Here is a 19,085-nt window from a genome sequence, read left to right on the forward strand (position 1 = left end):
TAATTTAAGAAATTTTAGAGCCGTCCCTTCATAAATCGGCTGATGTGCGAAAACAAAGCCGCCGGCATATGCGCCGGCGGCCCGCTTCTTTCTATAAAGACTCTTGTTTTTCGGTGCCGAATACAGACATGGCGAGCAATTCACTGACATCATAAGTGCCGATCGCGTCTTCGGCTTCTTTCGCTTTCGTACCGTCACCGAGCATAGTCAGACAGTAAGGACATCCGGAGCTGATGACCGTCGGACTGACAGAAAGCGCCTGCTCAGTCCGGGCCGTGTTGATTCTCGCTCCCGTTTCTTCTTCCATCCACATGAGCCCTCCCCCGGCGCCGCAGCACATCCCGTTTTCGCGGCTGCGCTCCATTTCCTTCAATTGAACGCCCGGAATGGCTTTTAAGATCGCTCTCGGCGGCTCATACACTTCATTGTATCTTCCTAAATAGCACGAGTCATGGAAAGTAATCGTTTCATTCACCGGGTGAAGCGGTTTTAGTTTTCCCTGTGACACAAGCTCGGCTAATAATTCAGTATGATGATAGACTTCGGCCCGGAATCCGAAATCAGGATATTCATTTTTGAACATATTATAGGCGTGCGGATCAATCGTGACGATTTTTTTGATTCCGTGTTTTTCAAATTCGCCGATGTTGTGTTCCGCCAGCTCTTGGAACAGAAACTCGTTGCCCAAACGGCGCGGCGTATCGCCTGAGTTTTTTTCCTTATTGCCGAGAATCGCAAAGGATACGCCCGCTTCATTAAGCAGCTTTGCAAATGAGACGGCAATCTTTTGGCTCCTGTTGTCGTAGGAACCCATTGAGCCGACCCAAAACAAATAGTCGAACTCTTTGTCTTGTTTTTTCATTTCTTTCACTGTCGGAATCTCTGTATCGGCCTGCTCCCGCCAGTTCTCCCGCTCTTTCCGGTTTAAGCCCCACGGGTTTCCCTGCCTTTCAATGCTTGTCATGGCCCGCTGCGCGTCGCTGTCCATCTTCCCTTCCGTAAGCACAAGATAGCGGCGCAGATCGATAATTTTATCAACGTGTTCATTCATGACCGGACATTGATCTTCACAGTTGCGGCAAGTGGTGCACGCCCAAATCTCCTCTTCCGTGATGACCTCGCCGATTAAGCTCGGGTTGTAATCAATGGCTGCCGCCGCTTCACGTGATCCTCCCCCTGAGGAAGCCGCGGCGAGCTGATTCGCTTTCGTGTGCTGAAAAACGGGCGCGGGCACCCACGGAGATTTTGACGTCACGGCAGCGCCTTTTTCCGTCAAATGGTCTCTGAGCTTTAAAATGAGGTCCATCGGCGAGAGCATCTTGCCCGTACCGGAGGCCGGACACATATTTGTACAGCGGCCGCATTCGACGCAGGCGTAAAGATCGACAAGCTGAGAACGGCGGAAGTCTTCAATCTTTCCGACGCCGTAGCTTTCTTTCGTCTCATCGGTGAAATCGATTTTTTCCAGCTTTCCTTTTGAATCAAGCCTGCTGAGGAACACATTCGCCGGACCCGCAATTAAGTGCGCATGCTTTGATTGCGGCACGTACACTAAAAAGCTGAGCAAAAACAACAGATGAAGCCACCATGAAACATAAAACACGGCGGCGGCCGCCGGCGCTGAAAGACCGCCGAGCACAAACGCAATGGAGGAAGCGATCGGTTCCGTCCAAGACAGAGAATGATCGTGCCATAAAAGGTTCATGGCGTTCCCGAGAAGCACCGTCACCATCAGTCCGCCGATAAACAGCAGGACAAGCCCCGCTTTAAACCCGCGTTTCAGTCTGACGAGCTTTTCAATGTAGCGCCGGTAAAACGCCCAGACTACGGCGATTAAAATCAGAAACGTGACGATTTCCTGAAAAAAGGTAAACGCCGGATAAAGCGGACCGAACGGCAGATGGCGGTCAGGAAGCAGCCCTTTCAGAATAAAATCAATTGCGCCGAACTGAACGAGTATAAAACCGTAAAAAAACAGAACGTGGATGATTCCGCTCTTTTTATCTTTCAGCAATTTTTTCTGTCCGAACACATTCACCCATATCTTCTGAAGACGTTCTTTCAGGCGTTTATCAAATTCTTCCCTTTGGCCGAGCTTAATATAAGCGATCCTCGTTCTGATCAGGTAAACGAATAAATAAACGGCGTAAGCGGTTACAGCTGAAAACAGCAGCGCGTTTACCATGAGAAATGCGTTCATCTTGTCTCCCCCTTTGTTCTGATTCCCCTCTTCATTGTCATATCTTTACTTTATCATAAATAATGAATGAGTGTTCAGTCAATAATTAAATTCACATTCTCAGGGCACACTACGAATACTTCGGAAAGGAGCGTCGGTATGAAGGTCATTTTTGTGTTGCTTGTCATTTTTATCATATTGATCGCACTTATGCTGCTTGATATGCTGCTTGGCCGGGCGGCGTACAAAAAACAGGCGTATGAGCCCGTTTTTGACCCGAAAAAGAGTGATATCACACTCATTCACTGCGGCAGCGAGCTTGTGCGGCAGATGACGGCTGATATCCGCCAAGCCGTCTCTTCTATTCATATGATGTTTTTTATTATGAAGAACGACCAAGTCAGCCATGAGATGTTTCATTTATTGAAAGAAAAGGCCCAGGCCGGCGTCTCCGTATATCTGCTGCTGGATTGGGCGGGCAGCCGCCCAGTGAAAAAGCCTTCTATTCAAACGATGAAAAAAGCCGGCGTTCACGTTCATTTTCTAAATAAACCGGCATTTCCGTTTCTATTTTTCAGGCTGCAAAAACGGAATCACCGGAAAGTGACCGTCATTGACGGCAAAATCGGCTATGTCGGCGGTTTTAATATCGCTGAAGAGTACCTCGGCAAAAAAGCGAAGTTCGGAAACTGGGAGGATTATCACCTGCGGATGACCGGCGAAGGCACGGCGGATCTTCAGACTCTGTTTGTAAGCGACCTGAAACGAAACACCGGAAAAGCACCCGGATCACCCGGGGTTTATCCGGCATTATCCGAAGGGAATATCTTTCATAGGACATATGCATCTGACGGTTTTTCGCTTGAATCGCATTATGAAAACTGCATCCGTAAGGCGGAGAAAAAAATCATTATCGGCACGCCTTATTATGTACCGAGCAAAAAGCTTCAGGAAGCGCTTATTTCAGCCTGCCGAAAAGGCGTCAAAGTCATCTTGATCGTGCCGATGAAGTCAGACCACCCGCTCGTTCGGGAAACAGCTTTTACTTATTATCCCGAGCTTCTGAAGGCCGGCTGCCTCATCTATCGGTATTATCAAGGCTTTTATCATGTCAAAGCCTTCATTATAGATGACCGCATCAGCATTATCGGCACGCCGAATTTTGATAAACGGAGCCTGTTCTGGAATGAAGAGGTGAATGTCATCATTCATGATGAAGCCTTTACAAAGGAAGTGCTTTCAACAATAAAGCAGGACATCGAAAAATCCGAGCTTCTCACATTAGAAAAAGTGAAACAGCGCTCCGTCAGACAGCTTCCTGCAGAATGGCTGGGAAAGGCCATATCTTACTTTTTATAAAGGAGAAACCATATGCTGTTCAGATTCGGATTCGTCGCAAACGCCATGTGCCTTTGGGACGCGTCCCCCGCCAAAACCTTAACATATGCGCGCTATACCAAGCTTTCCCGCAGTGAGCGGAAAGACGCCCTGCTTTCTGTGACGAAAGCAAATCTTACCAATACGCTGCGCACCATCCACTATGTGATCGGCCACGGCATTCCGCTGTACAGATTCTCAAGCTCGATTGTGCCGCTCGCCACCCATCCGGATGTGCTGTGGGATTTTGTTACGCCGTTTCGTCAGGAGTTCCGTGAGATCGGCGGGCTGGTCAGAAAATATGATCTCAGAACGAGCTTTCATCCGAACCAATTCACGCTTTTTACGAGCCCGAAACAGGAGATTACCGCAAATGCGGTCAAGGATATGGCCTATCATTATGACATGCTGGACGCAATGGGCATCGCGGACCGTTCCGTCATCAACATCCATGTCGGAGGCGCTTACGGTGACAAACAAAGCGCGCTTGGCCGTTTCCGCGTGAATCTGAAAGAACTTCCCGATGTCATCAAACAGCGAATGACTTTAGAAAACGATGATAAAACGTATACGTCCGAGGAAACACTCAGTGTTTGTGAGCAAGAAGGCATTCCGTTTGTGTTTGATTATCACCATTTTTACGCCAATCCGACCGATGACGCTGATTTAGATGACATTCTTCCGCGGATGATCAAAACATGGCAGCGGATCGGCTTAAAGCCGAAGGTCCATCTCTCCTCGCCAAAATCGGAATCAGCCGTACGCAGTCATGCGGACTATGTGGATGCGAATTTTATTCTGCCGGTGCTGGAGCGGTTCAGACAATGGGATACGGACATCGACTTTATGATTGAGGCGAAAGAGAAAGACCGGGCGCTGCTCCGGCTCGTCGAAGAATTAAGCGCCATCCGCGGAGTCAAACGCCTGGCGGGCGGATTGCTGAAGTGGAAGGCATAACCAGGTTTATCACCCGTTTATATGGGGAATTTCCGAAATAACAGACCATCAGACGGAGGAGAAAACATATGAAAAACATTACATCTTTGAAAATAGCCGCTAAGAAGTTCACTTTACGAAACATGCTTCAGCTTTATCAGCTTTGCCACACGGGAGGCCACGAGCTGTATATCTACTCTAAAAAAACGATGTGCAAAATCAAAGATATCATTGAGCTAGAAACGTTCAGAATGGCCCATAAAGAACAAGAATATTTAATTGTAGTGGAAGGAAAGAAAGCGGTGCAGCTTGTTGACCGTTTCAAACATATCATCGAACCTGCGCAAAAAGAAGCCCATTAAATACGGACTACATAAAAAAAGGATAGACAGGAGGCTGCCCGGCCCCCGCTCGTCTATCCTTTTTCTTTTATTGATGTATCAGCTCGCCGAATTGCGCCTGATGAAGTCTCTGGTACATGCCGCCGGATTCCAGCAGTTCCTTATGATGACCTTGTTCAGCGATGCCTTCTTTCGTGACGACGACGATCCGGTCCGCATCCTTAATCGTAGCCAGCCGATGGGCGATCACAAGCGTTGTGCGTCCTTCAGACAGCTCTTGCAGCGATTTTTGAATGGCGGCTTCCGTTTCTGTATCGAGGGCTGATGTAGCCTCGTCTAAAATTAAGATCGACGGGTTTTTCAAAAACATTCTGGCGATGGAAAGCCGCTGCTTCTGCCCGCCTGACAGTTTCACGCCGCGCTCGCCGATTACCGTGTTTAGACCGTCGGGATACCCGTTTACCAAATCCTCTAAATGCGCCTGGCGGACGGCCTGCCAGATTTCTTCCTCAGACGCGTCCAGCCGCCCGTAAGCAATGTTTTCCCGCAATGTGCCGGAAAACAGAAAGACATCCTGCTGGACGACGCCGATTTGTCCGCGCAGAGATGACAGCGTCATGTCCTTAATATCGATTCCGTCGATGGAAATCACGCCTTCAGACGGCTCATAAAAGCGCGGCAGCAGACTTGTCAGCGTTGATTTCCCCGCTCCCGAAGGCCCAACGAATGCGACTGTCTCCCCGGCATGAATGGACAAATTGATTCCCGACAGAACCGGACTGTTTTCTTCGTAACCGAACGACACCTGTTCATAGCGGATATTCCCTTTTAAACCGGACACATGTCTCGCGTTCGGGGCGTCCTTGATATCAGGCTCCGTTTCCAGTATCTCCATAAAGCTTTTAAAACCGGCAATGCCTCTCGGATACATCTCAATAATCGCATTGATTTTATCAATCGGACGGAACAGAACGTTCGTCAGCAGCACAAAAGCGACAAATTCCCCGTAAGATAGCGATCCGCGGATCACGAACCATGTCCCGCACAACAGGACGAACAGCGTGACGAATCTTGTCAGCATGTAACTGATCGAGCCGTTTTTCGCCATGATTTTATAAGACGTCAGCTTTGTTTTGCGGAAACGCTGATTGTTCACATCAAACCGCTGCGTTTCAAACGCTTCATTGCTGAAAGCCTGAACAAGACGGATGCCGCCGATATTGTTTTCAACCCTCGCGCTGAAGTCTCCGACGTCTTTGTTCAGTTTTGTAAACGCCGAAGTCATTTTTTTATTAAAATACAAAGCAAGCCATATGACGACCGGCATAATGATAAAAGTCAACAGCGCGAGCTGCCAGTTAATGAACAGCATCACACCGAACGCGCCCAAAATCGTCATGATCGCGATAAACAGGTCTTCAGGCCCGTGGTGGGCGGTTTCTCCGATATACATCAAATCATTGGTGAGCTTGGACATTAAACTGCCCGTTTTGTTGTTATCGTAAAATTTGAACGAAAGCTTTTGCAGATGGTCAAAAAGCTTTTTCCGCATATCGGTTTCAATGTTAATGCCGAGCATATGGCCCCAATACGTCACAACATACTGAAGCGCCGAGCTGAGGGCGTAGACCCCGAATAAAGCAGCGGAAGTCAAAATAATCAGACTCCAATCCCGCCCCGGGAGCAATGTATCGATAAAGTAATTGACAATCAGAGGAAAACTCAGCTCCATCAATCCGCCGGCGATGGCAGAAAAGAAGTCGAGAAAAAACAGCTTCTTGTACGGTTTATAATAAGAAAAAAATTGTCGCAGCACGATTCCGTCCTCCTTGTGCCTCTTTCTTAATGATAATATTTCTCAATTATACTATACACAAGGAGTTTTAAAAGCGTTTTTTATAAAACGCCGGAAAATAACCGTGCGAAGGATTCCTTCGTTCTTTCCCATAATGTGCGCTTATAGAAACGGACGGGGCTGATTTTTTCAGACTCCTTCATATCCTCCAGATAATGCGCTTCAAGATCTTTGATCGCCTCTTGATCTGTAAAAAAGACATTGACTTCAAAGTTCAGCTGAAAGCTTCTCATGTCCATGTTCGCCGTCCCGACAGAGGCGAGGTTTCCGTCAGTGATGAGCACCTTTTGATGCATAAAGCCTTTTTGATAGGAATAGACTTCGATTCCTTCGCGAAGAAGCTCGGGGAAATACGATCTCGTCGCGTACTGGGTTAAAAATCCGTCATTGGTTTCCGGCACCATGACACGCACCCGGACGCCCCTGGCAGCAGCCTCCTTTAGCGCTGTGCGGATCGGCTCATTCGGCACGAAATAAGGCGTCGCGATCCATACAGACGATTCGGCCGCCGCTATCATGGCATAATACAGATCGCTCATCCGCTCCTTCATATCGGGGCCTGTCGGAACGACTTGATAGACGCCGCCGCTTTCTGCCGCAACCGGGCGGGTATATGCTTTCTGATCAATCAGCACCTCATCTGAAACGTATTCCCAATCAAGCATAAAAATGCTGTGAAGCGTCTGAACGATTTCTCCTTCGACTTTCATATGGGTGTCCCGCCAAAAGCCGACATCTTGGTCTTTGCCGATATACTCCTTGCCGACATTCAGCCCGCCGACAAAACCGACTTTCCCGTCAACGATGACGATCTTGCGGTGATTTCTGAAATTGAATTTTTGGTTGAAAAAACCGTATTTCAGCGGCAGAAACGGGACGATGTTCACGCCCGCGCGTTTCAGTTTTTTAATATCTTTTCCGGCCAGCTTCAGGCTGCCGGCCGCGTCGAACAAAAACCGCACTTCCACGCCTTGACGCGCCTTTTCCATCATAATGTCCATCATCTTGTGCCCGAGCATGTCTGATTTGAACATGTAATACTCAATATGTATAAATGACGCAGCCTCCCGGAGCGCCTCAAACAGCTCCGGAAATGTTTCTTCCCCGTTTTTGAGCACCTTCAGCCTGCTTTTTGTATTGATATTCATATGGGACGCCTTGATTGAATATTGAAAGAAACGCTTCTGATTTCCTTTCAGCCCGGACAGATCGGGAGTTTGTTCCATATCAAATATCGTTCTCAGCTTTTCCCGGTTGTATGTCCGTTTCGACCTGAACAGCTTGCCTTTTTCATAAAGCTGGCCGGAAAAAAGGTAAAATAAGTACCCGGCGATCGGAAAAAACACAAGAATATAAATCCATAACAGCGTGTGCTGCGAGGTGCGGTTTTCAAGAATTAACGAATAGATGCTGAACAAAATAATGCTTGCATAGCAAAGCACTCCTCCGTAAAACTCAAGCCTGGAAACCGGAAAAAACCATATGACATATGCTCCGATAAGCATCATATATAAAAAGCAAAATTCCAGTCTCCTTTTCAGCATCCCGACTCTCTCCCATCTGATCCGATATCTCTGTATACCCTCTGTTTTCCGGCTTGTAAACATATGAAAAAGCCTCTCCGCACGAGCGGAAAGGCTTATGATGACGCTTCCTGTGATTGGCCGGGTGTGATGTTTTGAAGCAATGCCGGATTGAGCGAGCAGCTGCCTTTGATTTTATTTTTGAAGATGCCGATGATCAGACCGGTGACCGCTATCGACACTAAGGAGAAGAGCCCTTTCAGCAACCCGACGGAAAAAATGCCGGCCAGCACGACGCCAAAATCGAAGAGAAAATTAACGGCACCCGGATTCCATCCGCAGCGCTTTTGCAGAAATAAAGCGAGGATATTGGCGCCGCCGAGCGATGCCTGATGATAAAACATGAGCGACAGGCCGAACCCGATCAGCGCCCCGCCGCAAATCGCCCCGGCAAGCGGTGAAACAGAAACCGGCGGCAGCCAGTGATCCGCACCGGTAAACAGAGTCAGCGCTGTGACTGCAAAAACGGTGGATAGAGTGAATTTGATTCCCATTCTGATGAGAGAAAATATATAAAACGGGATATTGATCAGAAAGAAGATCATCGCAAACGAGGAATGAAACACGTATGACAGGCTTAGTGACAGTCCCGCTGTACCGCCGGTTAATACATGAGAATGTCTGAGTGTCAGGACGCCGGCGCTTGTCATCAGACAGGCGGCTAAAATGAGGAAAATCCGCTTCATTCTTCACTCTCCTTTTGTTGATGTTATTTCCAAATAAAACATAACAGGAATCCCCGCCGCCCAGCCATTACCTTGGCAGAAAATATCTTATGTTTTTATTTTTCCACCATAAAAAATCCCCCTCTTCCAGGGGGGATTTTTACGTGCGTTTCCGATAGACAACATAGCTGCGGGTCAAATACTTGAGCGGCAGGCTGAACACATGAACCAATCTCGTAAACGGCCAGAGGATAAAAACGACGTACCCTATGATGATATGACACTTAAACCATAGCGGGACACTCTCCATCAAAGAGGCGTCAGGCCTGAACAAAACGATTTCCCTGAACCACGGCCCGACTGTGGTCCGGTAATCAAATCCTTTCGAATCAATGTTGAGAAACGTGGCCGCAACGCCTGACAGCATCATAAACAGCAGCAGGAGAAGCGTAAGGATATCGGATGGCGAGCTGGTTTTGCGGATCCTTTTGTCAAACAGCCTTCTGTACGTCAGGATGACAAGTCCGGTACATGCCGCAATGCCCGCCGGCAAGCCAGCGCCAATCGCCATTTTGTGATACATATGCTCTGAAATGCCAAGGGAAGCATACACGCCTTCCGGGATCAGAATCCCCATGACATGCCCGCCGACAACGCATAGCAGTCCCCAGTGAAAAAGTGTGCTGCCCGCGGCGAGTTTTTTCTTTTCTAACAGCTCGCTTGATTTCGCCGTCCAGCCAAATTGGTCATGCTGATAGCGGTAAATATGGCCGCCGATAAAGATTGTCAATACAATGTATGGCATAATACCCCAGAGGATCTGCCCGCTCATGCCTGAACAGCCCCTTCTTCAATGCTTTCACGTACACCGATGTTTTCAAGCGCGGCCAGCAGCACGTGCAGCAGTTCAGCGTATATACTGTCATTTTTTTCGAGACGGGATGCCAGCTCCCTCACATTGGACAGATATTTCTCAAACACGCTTCTCGCTGCTTCAATTTCTGCAGCCGCAGCAAATTCCAGCATCAGCGGCAGATAATCAGGCAGCTCTTTCTCTGTCGGCAGGAAACCGGATTGCTGGTAGGTGTTTTTTAAATGCAGCAATTCGATGCCGCGTTCCCTTTGTTCGCCTGAGTTAAAGTAGGTGACGTACATATTCGTTTTTTTCCCAAAATCGAACGTATACACATAGTGTTCAATCAGCGCTTCCGGAGAAAAGCCGGCTGCCGCCTCTAAAAAGTGCAGCAATTTCTCACGGATTTGCTGATTGGTGATGTCATGGATAAGAGCCTTCCAATCGGGAAGCCCGGCTCTCCACTCTTCCTCCGGATATGAGAGAAGAACGGAAAGAGCGGAGAACGTCATTTGCCGGTCTGTGGTGTTCATGTTATTACACCTCATTTATGAAAAATTAGAAACAAGAGCCCGGGCCGCCTGAAAATGATAAGCCGCAGCTCCCTTGTTCAGCATATAAATCTGACACTTCTTCTCGATGGCTGCTCGGGATCACAAAGCGGTCATCATATTTGGCGATCGCCAGCAGCCGATACATGTCTTCAATTTGCTGTTCTGTTAAGCCGACACTGGAGATCAGTTCCGGATCGATTGATTTATTCGTCTGCACCGCCCTCATATACTGGCGCATGACAGACATTTTCTTTAACGTTGACCGAATATGATCCGTATCACCGGCCGTTAATAACTGCGCCAAATAGTCAATCGGAATTCTCATTTGGTCGATAGCCGGAAAAATCGCTTCCGCCGTTTGCCGGCTGCCTTTTCCTTCAAAGAGATTCATAATCGGGCTGAGCGGCGGAATGTACCACACCATCGGCAGCGTGCGGTACTCAGGATGAAGCGGCAGCGCAATCTTCCAGTCAATGATCATTTTATAGATCGGCGATTGCTGCGCAGCCTCTATCCATTCAGCCGGGATGCCTTGTTCTTTTGCCAGTTTGGCAATCTCAGGATCATTCGGATCAAGAAAAACGTCCAGTTGGGAATGATAGAGATCCTTTTCGTTTTCAACGGAGGCCGCTTCCTCCACTTTGTCCGCGTCATACAGCATGACGCCGAGATAGCGGATTCTGCCGACACACGTTTCAGAGCAAATAGTCGGCAGTCCCGCCTCCAAACGCGGAAAGCAGAGTGTGCATTTTTCCGCTTTGTTCGTTTGCCAGTTAAAATAGACTTTTTTATAAGGACAGGATGAGACGCAATATCTCCATGACCGGCATGCGTTTTGATCCACAAGCACAATGCCGTCCTCCTCGCGTTTGTACATGGCGCCGGACGGGCAGGAGGACACGCACGCCGGATTGATGCAGTGCTCGCAAATACGCGGCAGATACATCATAAAGACCTCATCGAATTCTGTTTTGATCGATTCCTCCATCTTTTGCACGTTTGGATCTTCAAGACCCGTAATATGCCCGCCCGCGAGATCATCCTCCCAGTTCGGGCCCCATTCGATATTCATAAAATCCCCCGTTAAGGACGATTTCGGGCGCGCCACCGGCTGGTGTTTTTTCTGCGGGCTGTTTGTTAATGTTTCATAATCATAGTTCCAAGGTTCATAGTAGTCATCAATCGTCGGCTGGTTCGGGTTATAGAAAAGGCCTGCAAGCCGGTTTGTTTTCGGGCCGGATTTCAGCTCGAGCTTTCCTTTTTTCAACGTCCAGCCGCCTTTATATTTGTCCTGGTCCTCCCATTGCTTCGGGTAGCCGATGCCAGGCTTTGTTTCTACATTATTGAAGTACATATATTCCGCACCGGAACGGTTTGTCCACGTGTTTTTGCAGGTGACGCTGCACGTGTGGCAGCCGATGCATTTATCCAAGTTCATGACCATCCCGATTTGCGCTTTAATCTTCAAGCCAATCGACCTCCTTCAGCTTGCGGATGACGACATTCAGATCGCGCTGATTCCCCGTCGGACCGTAATAGTTAAAGCCGTAGCTGAGCTGGGCATAGCCTCCGATCATCTGTGTCGGCTTGACGTGAATCCTTGTCGGGCTGTTATGGGTGCCTCCGCGGTTATTCGTCAGTTTTGTGCCGGGCACGTTGATGTGGCGGTCCTGGGCATGGTGCATAAACGCCATTCCTTTAGGAATCCGGTGAGACAAAACCGCTCTCGCGACGACAACGCCGTTTCGGTTGAAGCATTCAATCCAATCGTTGTCTTTGATATCCGTGTCCTCTGCGTCATCTTTATTCATCCACACGGTCGGCCCGCCGCGGAACAGCGTCAGCATCGGCAGAGAATCAAAATACATGCTGTGGACGGACCATTTATTATGCGGCGTCAAATAATTAAGGACGATTTCTTTGCCCTCTTGATCAGGCCGTTTGCTTAGGAACGGACGATGCTGAAGGATCGGTTTAAATGTCGCCATCGTTTCACCGAATTCCATCATCAGTTCGTGATCGACATAATAGGATTGTCTGCCTGTCAGTGTCCGCCACGGAATTAATTTTTCCACATTCGTCGTAAACGGCGAATACCTGCGCCCTCCTTTTTCTGAACCGGCAAAGGCCGGAGAGGTGATGACCGTTTTCGGCTGGGCTGTAATTTGCTCGAACGTAAAGCATTCTTCCTCGCGCTCTTCCGCCAGGTCTTTCAGCTTCAGGTTCGTGATGTGTTCAAGCGATTCCCATGCTTTCACGGCGACTTTTCCATTTGAGGTGGACGACAGGGTTAAAATCGCTTCCGCCGCCTGCTTCGCTTCACTTATATTCGGGCATCCTTTGGCAACGCTGTTTGAATCGGTTTCTCCCAGTCTCTGTTTGAGTGATTCATATTCATCCGCAATCGACCAGCTCATCCCTTTTGTTCCGCTCGGTTTTAAAGCCGTATAAGGGCCGAGCGCGGTCATTTTATGAAAAATGTGTTTGTAATCCCGTTCAACGACATGGATGTTCGGCATCGTTTTTCCCGGAATGGCTTCACATCCGCCCTTGCTCCAGTCATTGATTTTGCCGAACGGCTGGGCCAATTCCTGCATCGTGTCATGGAGGAGCGGCGTCGCAACCACTTCTTTCACCGGCTCCATCTCGACTTCTTCCGCCAGATCGGAAACGGCTTTTGACAGTGCTTTAAAAATATCCCAGTCTGATCTCGATTCCCACGGCGCCGAGATGGCCGGAGCGAAAGGATGAATGAACGGGTGCATATCCGTGCTGCTGAGATCGTGTTTTTCATACCATGTCGCCGCCGGCAGCACGATATCGGAATACAGCGCCGTACCCGCCATTCGAAAGTCGAGATTGATTAACAAGTCGAGCTTGCCTTCCGGCGCCTGCTCCCGCCATTTGATTTCTTCAGGGCGGATGCTGTCGCTGTCGTCATTCATCAAACCGTTCGTCGTCCCCAGCAGATGCTTGAGAAAATATTCATGCCCTTTTCCTGAGCTTGAGATCAGATTTGCCCGCCATACGAAGAGATTCCTTGGGAAATTCACTTCATTGTCAGGGTCTTCAATCGCGAATTTCAGTTTTTTCTCTTGAAGCCGTGAGGCCACGTACGCACCTACGTCTTCAGGTGTCGCCGCCCCTGCCTTCTCAGCTTCTTTGTACAGATCAATGCCGTTTTGATTGAATGTCGGGTAAGACGGAAGCCACCCTAATCGCGCCGCCAGCACATTGTAATCGGCGTGATGCTTGTAGCGGGATGACGCAGCAATCGGTGATGCCAAATCGCTGATCGGCTGGTCCTCATAACGCCACTGATCTGTTGCAAAGTAGAAAAATGAGGTGCCGTTTTGCAGTTTAGGCACGCCTTCCCAGTCCTTTGCGGTTGCAATCGTCTGCCACCCTTCAGCCGGACGGAGCTTTTCCTGCCCCACGTAATGGGCCCAGCCTCCGCCGTTTACGCCTTGGGCGCCTACGAGTAAAACAAGATTTAACACCGCACGGTAAATCGTGTCGGAGTTGAACCAGTGGTTGATGCCCGCCCCTACGATAATCATGGATCGGCCGTCTGTATCAATCGCATTTTGGGCAAACTCCCTGGCAATCTGTATAACGGCTTCTCTTTTAATTCCCGTGATCTGTTCCTGCCAGGCAGGTGTGAACGGACGGGGATCATCATAGGATGAGGCTGATTGTCCGCCGATGCCCCGGTTCACGCCGTAGTTGGCCAATATCAAGTCAAACACGGTCGTGACGTACCTTTCTTCACCATTCAGATCCAATTTTTTAATAGGAAGATTCCGCTCAAGCACTTTGTTTCCGTCATTTGAAAAATACGGAATGCGCACTGAGCCGATTTCGTCCTCTATTCCGAGCACGGAGAGACGCGGCTCAATCTGTTCCCCGGTGTCTTCGTCGATCATGTGCAGATTCCATTTCTGCTGCCCGTCCCAGCGGGAGCCTATTGTGCCTTGCGGTATGGCAAACGCACCTGTCTGTTCATTCCAGACCGCCGGCTTCCACTGATCATTTTTTGTCTGCCGCCCGATGTCTTTCGCATGCAGAAACCGCCCGGCTGTATACACGCCGTTCTCTTTTGACAGAGTGACGAAGAATGGAAAATCGGTGTATTGCTTCGCGTACTCAATAAAACGTTCAGTTTCTTGGTTCACGTAAAATTCCTGCAAAATGACGTGACCCATCGCCATCGCAAGCGCCCCGTCAGTCCCTTGGCGGATACTCAGCCAGTCATCTGCGAACTTTGAGGATTCCGCAAAATCCGGGCTGATTGAAATGACCTTGGCGCCTTTATAGCGGGCTTCCGCCAGAAAATGCGCATCAGGCGTTCTCGTTAACGGAACGTTGGAGCCCCATGTGATGATATAGCCTGAATTGTACCAATCACTGCTCTCCGGAACGTCCGTCTGGTCGCCCCAAATTTGCGGGGACGCCGGCGGAAGATCCGCATACCAGTCATAAAAACTGAGCATTGGGCCGCCGATTAACGACATGAATCGCGAGCCTGACGCATGGCTGATCATGGACATCGCCGGAATCGGAGAAAAACCGACATTCCGGTCAGGCCCGTATTTCATCACTGTATACAGCAGAGAGGCTGAAATCAGCTTCAGCACTTCCGGCCATTCCGCGCGGACAAAGCCGCCTTTCCCTCTTGCCTGTTTATAGGACTTCGCTTTTTCAGGATTTTCAACGATCGATTTCCAGGCATCCAGCGGATTTTGATGCGCCTGCAATGCTTCCCGCCACAAATTGATCAGCACACCTCGCACATATGGATATTTCACACGGAGCGGGCTGTAGATGTACCAAGAAAAACTGGCCCCCCGCGGGCAGCCTCTCGGTTCGAAATCAGGCATATCCGGGCCTGTTGATGGATAATTCAAGTTTTGTCCTTCCCACGTGACAATTCCGTTTTTCACATAAATATTCCAGCTGCAAGAACCCGTACAGTTGACGCCGTGGGTGGAGCGAACGACTTTGTCGTACTGCCATCTGTTTCTATATACATTCTCCCAATCACGATCTTCGCTTGTCGTTTGGCTATGATGATTTGAATGATGTTCGATAGGAGAAAAATAGTTTAATCTCCTGAGCAACGGACTCATTTTCTTTTTCTTCATGATCGTTCACTCCTTCCGAGTCAGGTGATGCTATGTACACTATAAACAGAGACGGCGCATCACCTTGTGAACTATGTCACACACTCTGCTTTTTTCACAAAACGTTCACACAGAGCAGCAGGAAGGATTTTCAAACGATATGGGGACGCCCGCGTCATCAAAAAAAACCGGTTCTGTTTAAGAACCGGGTTCGGCGTTTTCATCCCGTGATGTATGCAGATACCGCAAAAACAACTGATAGGAACAGAAGACATTTTGCTGAAGCATCGCCAAAAAGTTCATTTGCAGCCGCGGATGGTAAGACATCATTTGCTTAAATATGGAATATGGAATATGAAGTACCAGAATATCCGGTGAGGCATTGACTGAGATAAAAGGCGATAAATAGAGCCCGCCTTTTTCATCAATCGGAAACACATCGCCTTTCTCCCACAGCGCAACGGTTTGCGACCCTTCAGGGAGCCTGCTGTCCGTAAAACGGATATTGCCTTTTAATACAATATAAACGGATTGTGAATGAAGAAAGGATGGAGATTGGTCAGATGAGCCGCTGATAAACGTCCCGTTTTTCAGCAAGGTTTCGACAATGGACAGAGGCACTTCATTAAACATAGGAAGTTGTTTCAGAAACAATAAATAGTCACACTGATTCATAGGGAAGCCTCCTGTGCTAAGGATAGCTTTAGTGTAGCCCGATTGAGCCCGCGCGGCAGTGATGTATTTCACAGCTTGTATGATAAAAGTCACTTATCAGGAGAGTGTCTGCATTTATAATGAAATAAAAAGGAGGGTTTCGATGAAGGCGATGATTCCGAAGCAGCACGGCGCATGGGCGATGCTGCTGATTCCATTTTTACTTGGCATGGTCAAGGGAGGCCCGGTTTTCTGGCATATTCCGCTCTTTTTGGGCTGGCTTTTCCTTTACTTGACGGTTTATCCCGTTTCGCTCGCTTTGAAAAAGAAACAGCTTCAGTTTTATCAAAAGTGGATATGGTATTACGGTTTTCCGGCCTGCTGCTTTTTGATCATTTCTGTCTATCATAAGCCGCAGCTCGTCTGGATCGGCGTTTTTTTATTGCCGCTGTTTCTCATACATACGCATTATGCCCGCCGAAAAAACGAACGGGCGCTCACGAATGATATTGCGGGTGTTCTGTTCTTTTGTTCAGGCGGGCTTGCGAGCTGCTGGCTGGGAACGGGAACCCTTGACGGCTGGGCTTGGTTTATTTTCTTGCAGTCTGCTTTATTTTTTATCGGGAGTTCTTTTTATGTGAAGTCGGTCATACGGGAGAGAAAAAACAGAACCTTTGCATACTGGTCATGGGGATATCACCTCTTGCTCCCCTTTTTATCGGCTCTTCTCGGGGCAGGCTGGGCGTTTCTCGCTTTTATCCCAAGCAGTCTGCGGGCCTGGTTTTTTCACGGAAGAGACTGGCCGGTGAAAACGATCGGCATTCTGGAAATCGTAAATGCCGGCTTCTTTTTCGCCGTCATGTGTATATGTATCACAAGCTGAAAAACAAGGACACCGGCTGCCCTTGTTTTTTCAGTCAATATTGCAGATCTCAAGCGGACAATTTTCACACTCGATCTCGCATCGTAAATAGTCCCGCTTGTGCAAAATAATTTTTCCGGTTTCGTCTATCGAAATAACCCCTTGTTTGCGGAGGTCTCCCAGCATGCGGTTGACGCTCTCCCTTGCCGCCGCGCAAAACTTAGCCAAATCCTGATTTGTCAGCACAATGTTAATCAGAATCCCGTCACTTCGTTCCACCCCGTAGCTGTTTGATAAGCGGATAAGGGTGGAATAGAGCGCCCCCTTTTTGCCGTGAAGAAGCAGGTCCCTGATTTTGGACTGGATTTTTCGAAGATGGGTGCTCATCCATTTCATAAATTCAAACGTCAAAACACCGTTTTGGATCAATTCCTTTTCCAGCTTGTTTTTATTAATGACGAGCACCTCGCCATCCTCTAACACTTTCGCACTGAGCATATATCTCGGCTCATCTGTGAATAGCGTCAATTCCCCGACAATATCGTTTTTTTGGCAGATTCTAAGCGTCAGGTCTTTTCCGTCAGACGTCAGCTTGCCGATTTCAATGAGTCCTGATTGAATCAGATAAAGCTCTTTTGCATCCATTCCTTCTTGAAACAAATAAGTGTGTTTTTTCATTTTCCTTTTCGTACTGATCGATTCCAGCAATTCATGCAGTTCGCGGGAAAGAAGTTCTTTATCAGATTTTCGGACAGAGAGAATATTCATGAGCTCACCTCGAAGAAAGTCACGTTGCGTATGTATATTGTAACGTGACTTGATTTGCACTCACCCAGAAAAAACTAACAATCTTGTGAATGGATCATTATGAATTGAGGCTCTGACTGTTTCTCTCCGTATGTGTTTTCATTCTTTCCTGCCAATACATCCAGATCACAAGAACAAAGCTGGCTAACGCGACCTCTGAAAGCGCCATAAACCCGATCGCGTATTGGCCTGTTGCCTGAAATACACTTGCCAGAATCAGCGGAGGGAAAAAACCGCCCAGTCCGCCCATAGCAGACACAATACCGTTGGCAATCCCCGCTTGCTTCGAAAAGTAGAAAGGCACCAGTTTAAATACCGTCCCGTTTCCAATCCCTGAGCAGACTGCCACTGTCAGCGATCCAAACGCATAAAGGCCGATCGTCGGGGAGAATGACAGCATGACGCCTGACAGCGTAAGCCCTGCGAAAACGAACATCAGAATACGGAGCGGACTCAATTTATCTGCAAGAAACCCTCCCACAGGCCTGAGCAGTGTAGAGACCGCAATAAAGCCGGCCGTCCGTAAACCGGCGTCCGCAGGGCTCAGCCCAAAATGCTCAACCAAAAAATTCGGAAGATAGATGGTAAAGGCGACAAAGGCGCCGAACGTAATAAAATAAAACAGGCTCAACATCCACAGCACATGATTTCGGTAAACGGCTTTCATTTGTGTCTTTATGGAAACTTTGACTTTCTTCTCATGCCGGTCGCCGAACAAAACGTGCAGTAATGCGAAAACAGCCAGCAAAACAAGATACATCTGCACGGTTGCTTTCCATCCCGCGGCTTGAGCGATAACCGGCGCCGCAAAGGTAGTAACGGCGGTCCCGATGTTTCCGGCACCGTAAATCCCATTGACGACACCGTGCTTTTCTTTCGGATAATATTTCGGGAGGGACGTCACTCCGATGGAGAATACCGCTCCTCCGATCCCTAAGAAAAAGCCGCCCGCGATTAAATCAAATAAAGAATCCGCGATACTGATCCAAAATACAGGAAACAAAAGCAGGATGAAGCTGATCATAAACATCAGCCGCGCGCCATACCTGTTCGTTAAATATCCTAAAGGAATACGGAGAAGCGATCCGAGAATAACGGGAATCGCCGTCACCAATGAGATCTCGCCTTTGCTTAAATGAATATCTGATGTCATTTGAGAAATGAGCGATGAAATCAGCACCCACACCATAAACCCTGCCACTAAGCTTAATGACTGCAACGATAATTGAATATGTTGACGATTGATCATTCGGCTTGCCCCTTTCACTGATTCAATATCAGTCTTATCATACAAAA

The 19,085-nt window shown here is 48.4% G+C and carries 15 protein-coding genes; 4 read left to right on the forward strand and 11 right to left on the reverse strand.

All coding sequences use genetic code 11. The annotated features are described in order from the left end of the window. Positions 1-91: 91 nt before the first annotated feature. Positions 92-2,200, reverse strand: coding sequence for a (Fe-S)-binding protein (locus J6600_RS17515; RefSeq protein ID WP_209387681.1), 2,109 nt, complete (start codon positions 2,198-2,200; stop codon positions 92-94). A gap of 138 nt (positions 2,201-2,338) precedes the next feature. On the opposite strand from J6600_RS17515, the gene cls (J6600_RS17520) reads away from it, so the two are divergent. The 3 genes from cls (J6600_RS17520) (at position 2,339) to J6600_RS17530 (ending at position 4,854) form a co-directional block, all read left to right on the forward strand. Beyond that, positions 2,339-3,538, forward strand: a complete 1,200-nt coding sequence (cls, locus tag J6600_RS17520; RefSeq protein ID WP_209387682.1) for a cardiolipin synthase — start codon at positions 2,339-2,341, stop codon at positions 3,536-3,538. A 12-nt stretch (positions 3,539-3,550) separates the two neighbouring features. Then, the gene (gene uvsE, locus J6600_RS17525; RefSeq protein ID WP_209387683.1) at positions 3,551-4,513 is read left to right on the forward strand and encodes a UV DNA damage repair endonuclease UvsE; all 963 of its coding nucleotides are present in this window, start codon (positions 3,551-3,553) and stop codon (positions 4,511-4,513) included. 68 nt (positions 4,514-4,581) lie between these two features. Further along, complete coding sequence (locus J6600_RS17530; RefSeq protein ID WP_003151087.1) at positions 4,582-4,854, forward strand: hypothetical protein; 273 nt, start codon at positions 4,582-4,584, stop codon at positions 4,852-4,854. Between the two features lie 67 nt (positions 4,855-4,921). Here J6600_RS17530 and J6600_RS17535 read toward each other — a convergent pair whose 3' ends face one another. From J6600_RS17535 to J6600_RS17570, 8 genes are all read right to left on the reverse strand, one after another. Further along, entirely contained in the window at positions 4,922-6,649 is a 1,728-nt protein-coding gene (locus tag J6600_RS17535; RefSeq protein WP_029972872.1) for an ABC transporter ATP-binding protein, read from the reverse strand. Between the two features lie 80 nt (positions 6,650-6,729). Next, a complete protein-coding gene (gene cls / locus J6600_RS17540) occupies positions 6,730-8,232 on the reverse strand; it encodes a cardiolipin synthase (protein WP_209387684.1) in 1,503 nt (500 codons plus the stop codon). 95 nt (positions 8,233-8,327) lie between these two features. Next, positions 8,328-8,957 (reverse strand): YitT family protein, encoded by a 630-nt coding sequence (locus J6600_RS17545; RefSeq protein ID WP_110124404.1) that lies wholly within the window; start codon positions 8,955-8,957, stop codon positions 8,328-8,330. A gap of 139 nt (positions 8,958-9,096) precedes the next feature. After that, positions 9,097-9,768, reverse strand: coding sequence for a respiratory nitrate reductase subunit gamma (narI, locus tag J6600_RS17550; protein WP_209387685.1), 672 nt, complete (start codon positions 9,766-9,768; stop codon positions 9,097-9,099). Then, entirely contained in the window at positions 9,765-10,322 is a 558-nt protein-coding gene (gene narJ / locus J6600_RS17555; protein ID WP_209387686.1) for a nitrate reductase molybdenum cofactor assembly chaperone, read from the reverse strand. The genes narI and narJ overlap by 4 nt, the downstream gene beginning before the upstream one ends. A 25-nt stretch (positions 10,323-10,347) precedes the next feature. Beyond that, positions 10,348-11,811 carry a nitrate reductase subunit beta gene (gene narH / locus J6600_RS17560; RefSeq protein WP_159353548.1) on the reverse strand — a complete coding sequence of 488 codons (1,464 nt, stop codon included), beginning with the start codon at positions 11,809-11,811 and terminating at the stop codon, positions 10,348-10,350. Then, on the reverse strand, positions 11,801-15,487 hold the full coding sequence (locus J6600_RS17565) for a nitrate reductase subunit alpha (RefSeq protein WP_209387687.1): 3,687 nt from the start codon (positions 15,485-15,487) through the stop codon (positions 11,801-11,803). Before J6600_RS17565 ends, narH begins: the two co-directional genes overlap by 11 nt. A 177-nt stretch (positions 15,488-15,664) precedes the next feature. Further along, positions 15,665-16,141, reverse strand: coding sequence for a cyclic nucleotide-binding domain-containing protein (locus tag J6600_RS17570; protein ID WP_209387688.1), 477 nt, complete (start codon positions 16,139-16,141; stop codon positions 15,665-15,667). A gap of 142 nt (positions 16,142-16,283) precedes the next feature. On the opposite strand from J6600_RS17570, the gene J6600_RS17575 reads away from it, so the two are divergent. Further along, positions 16,284-17,003: a YwiC-like family protein gene (locus J6600_RS17575; protein WP_209387689.1), complete on the forward strand. Its 720-nt coding sequence runs from the start codon at positions 16,284-16,286 to the stop codon at positions 17,001-17,003. A 30-nt stretch (positions 17,004-17,033) separates the two neighbouring features. Here the strand turns inward: J6600_RS17575 and J6600_RS17580 are convergent, their stop codons facing one another. Beyond that, a complete protein-coding gene (locus J6600_RS17580) occupies positions 17,034-17,750 on the reverse strand; it encodes a fumarate/nitrate reduction transcriptional regulator Fnr (protein ID WP_007407631.1) in 717 nt (238 codons plus the stop codon). A gap of 97 nt (positions 17,751-17,847) precedes the next feature. Continuing rightward, entirely contained in the window at positions 17,848-19,038 is a 1,191-nt protein-coding gene (narK, locus tag J6600_RS17585) for a nitrate transporter NarK (RefSeq protein WP_007407632.1), read from the reverse strand. Positions 19,039-19,085: the final 47 nt, after the last annotated feature.

The sequence above is a fragment of the Bacillus sp. LJBV19 genome (genome assembly GCF_017797845.1).
GTDB lineage: Bacteria > Bacillota > Bacilli > Bacillales > Bacillaceae > Bacillus > Bacillus velezensis.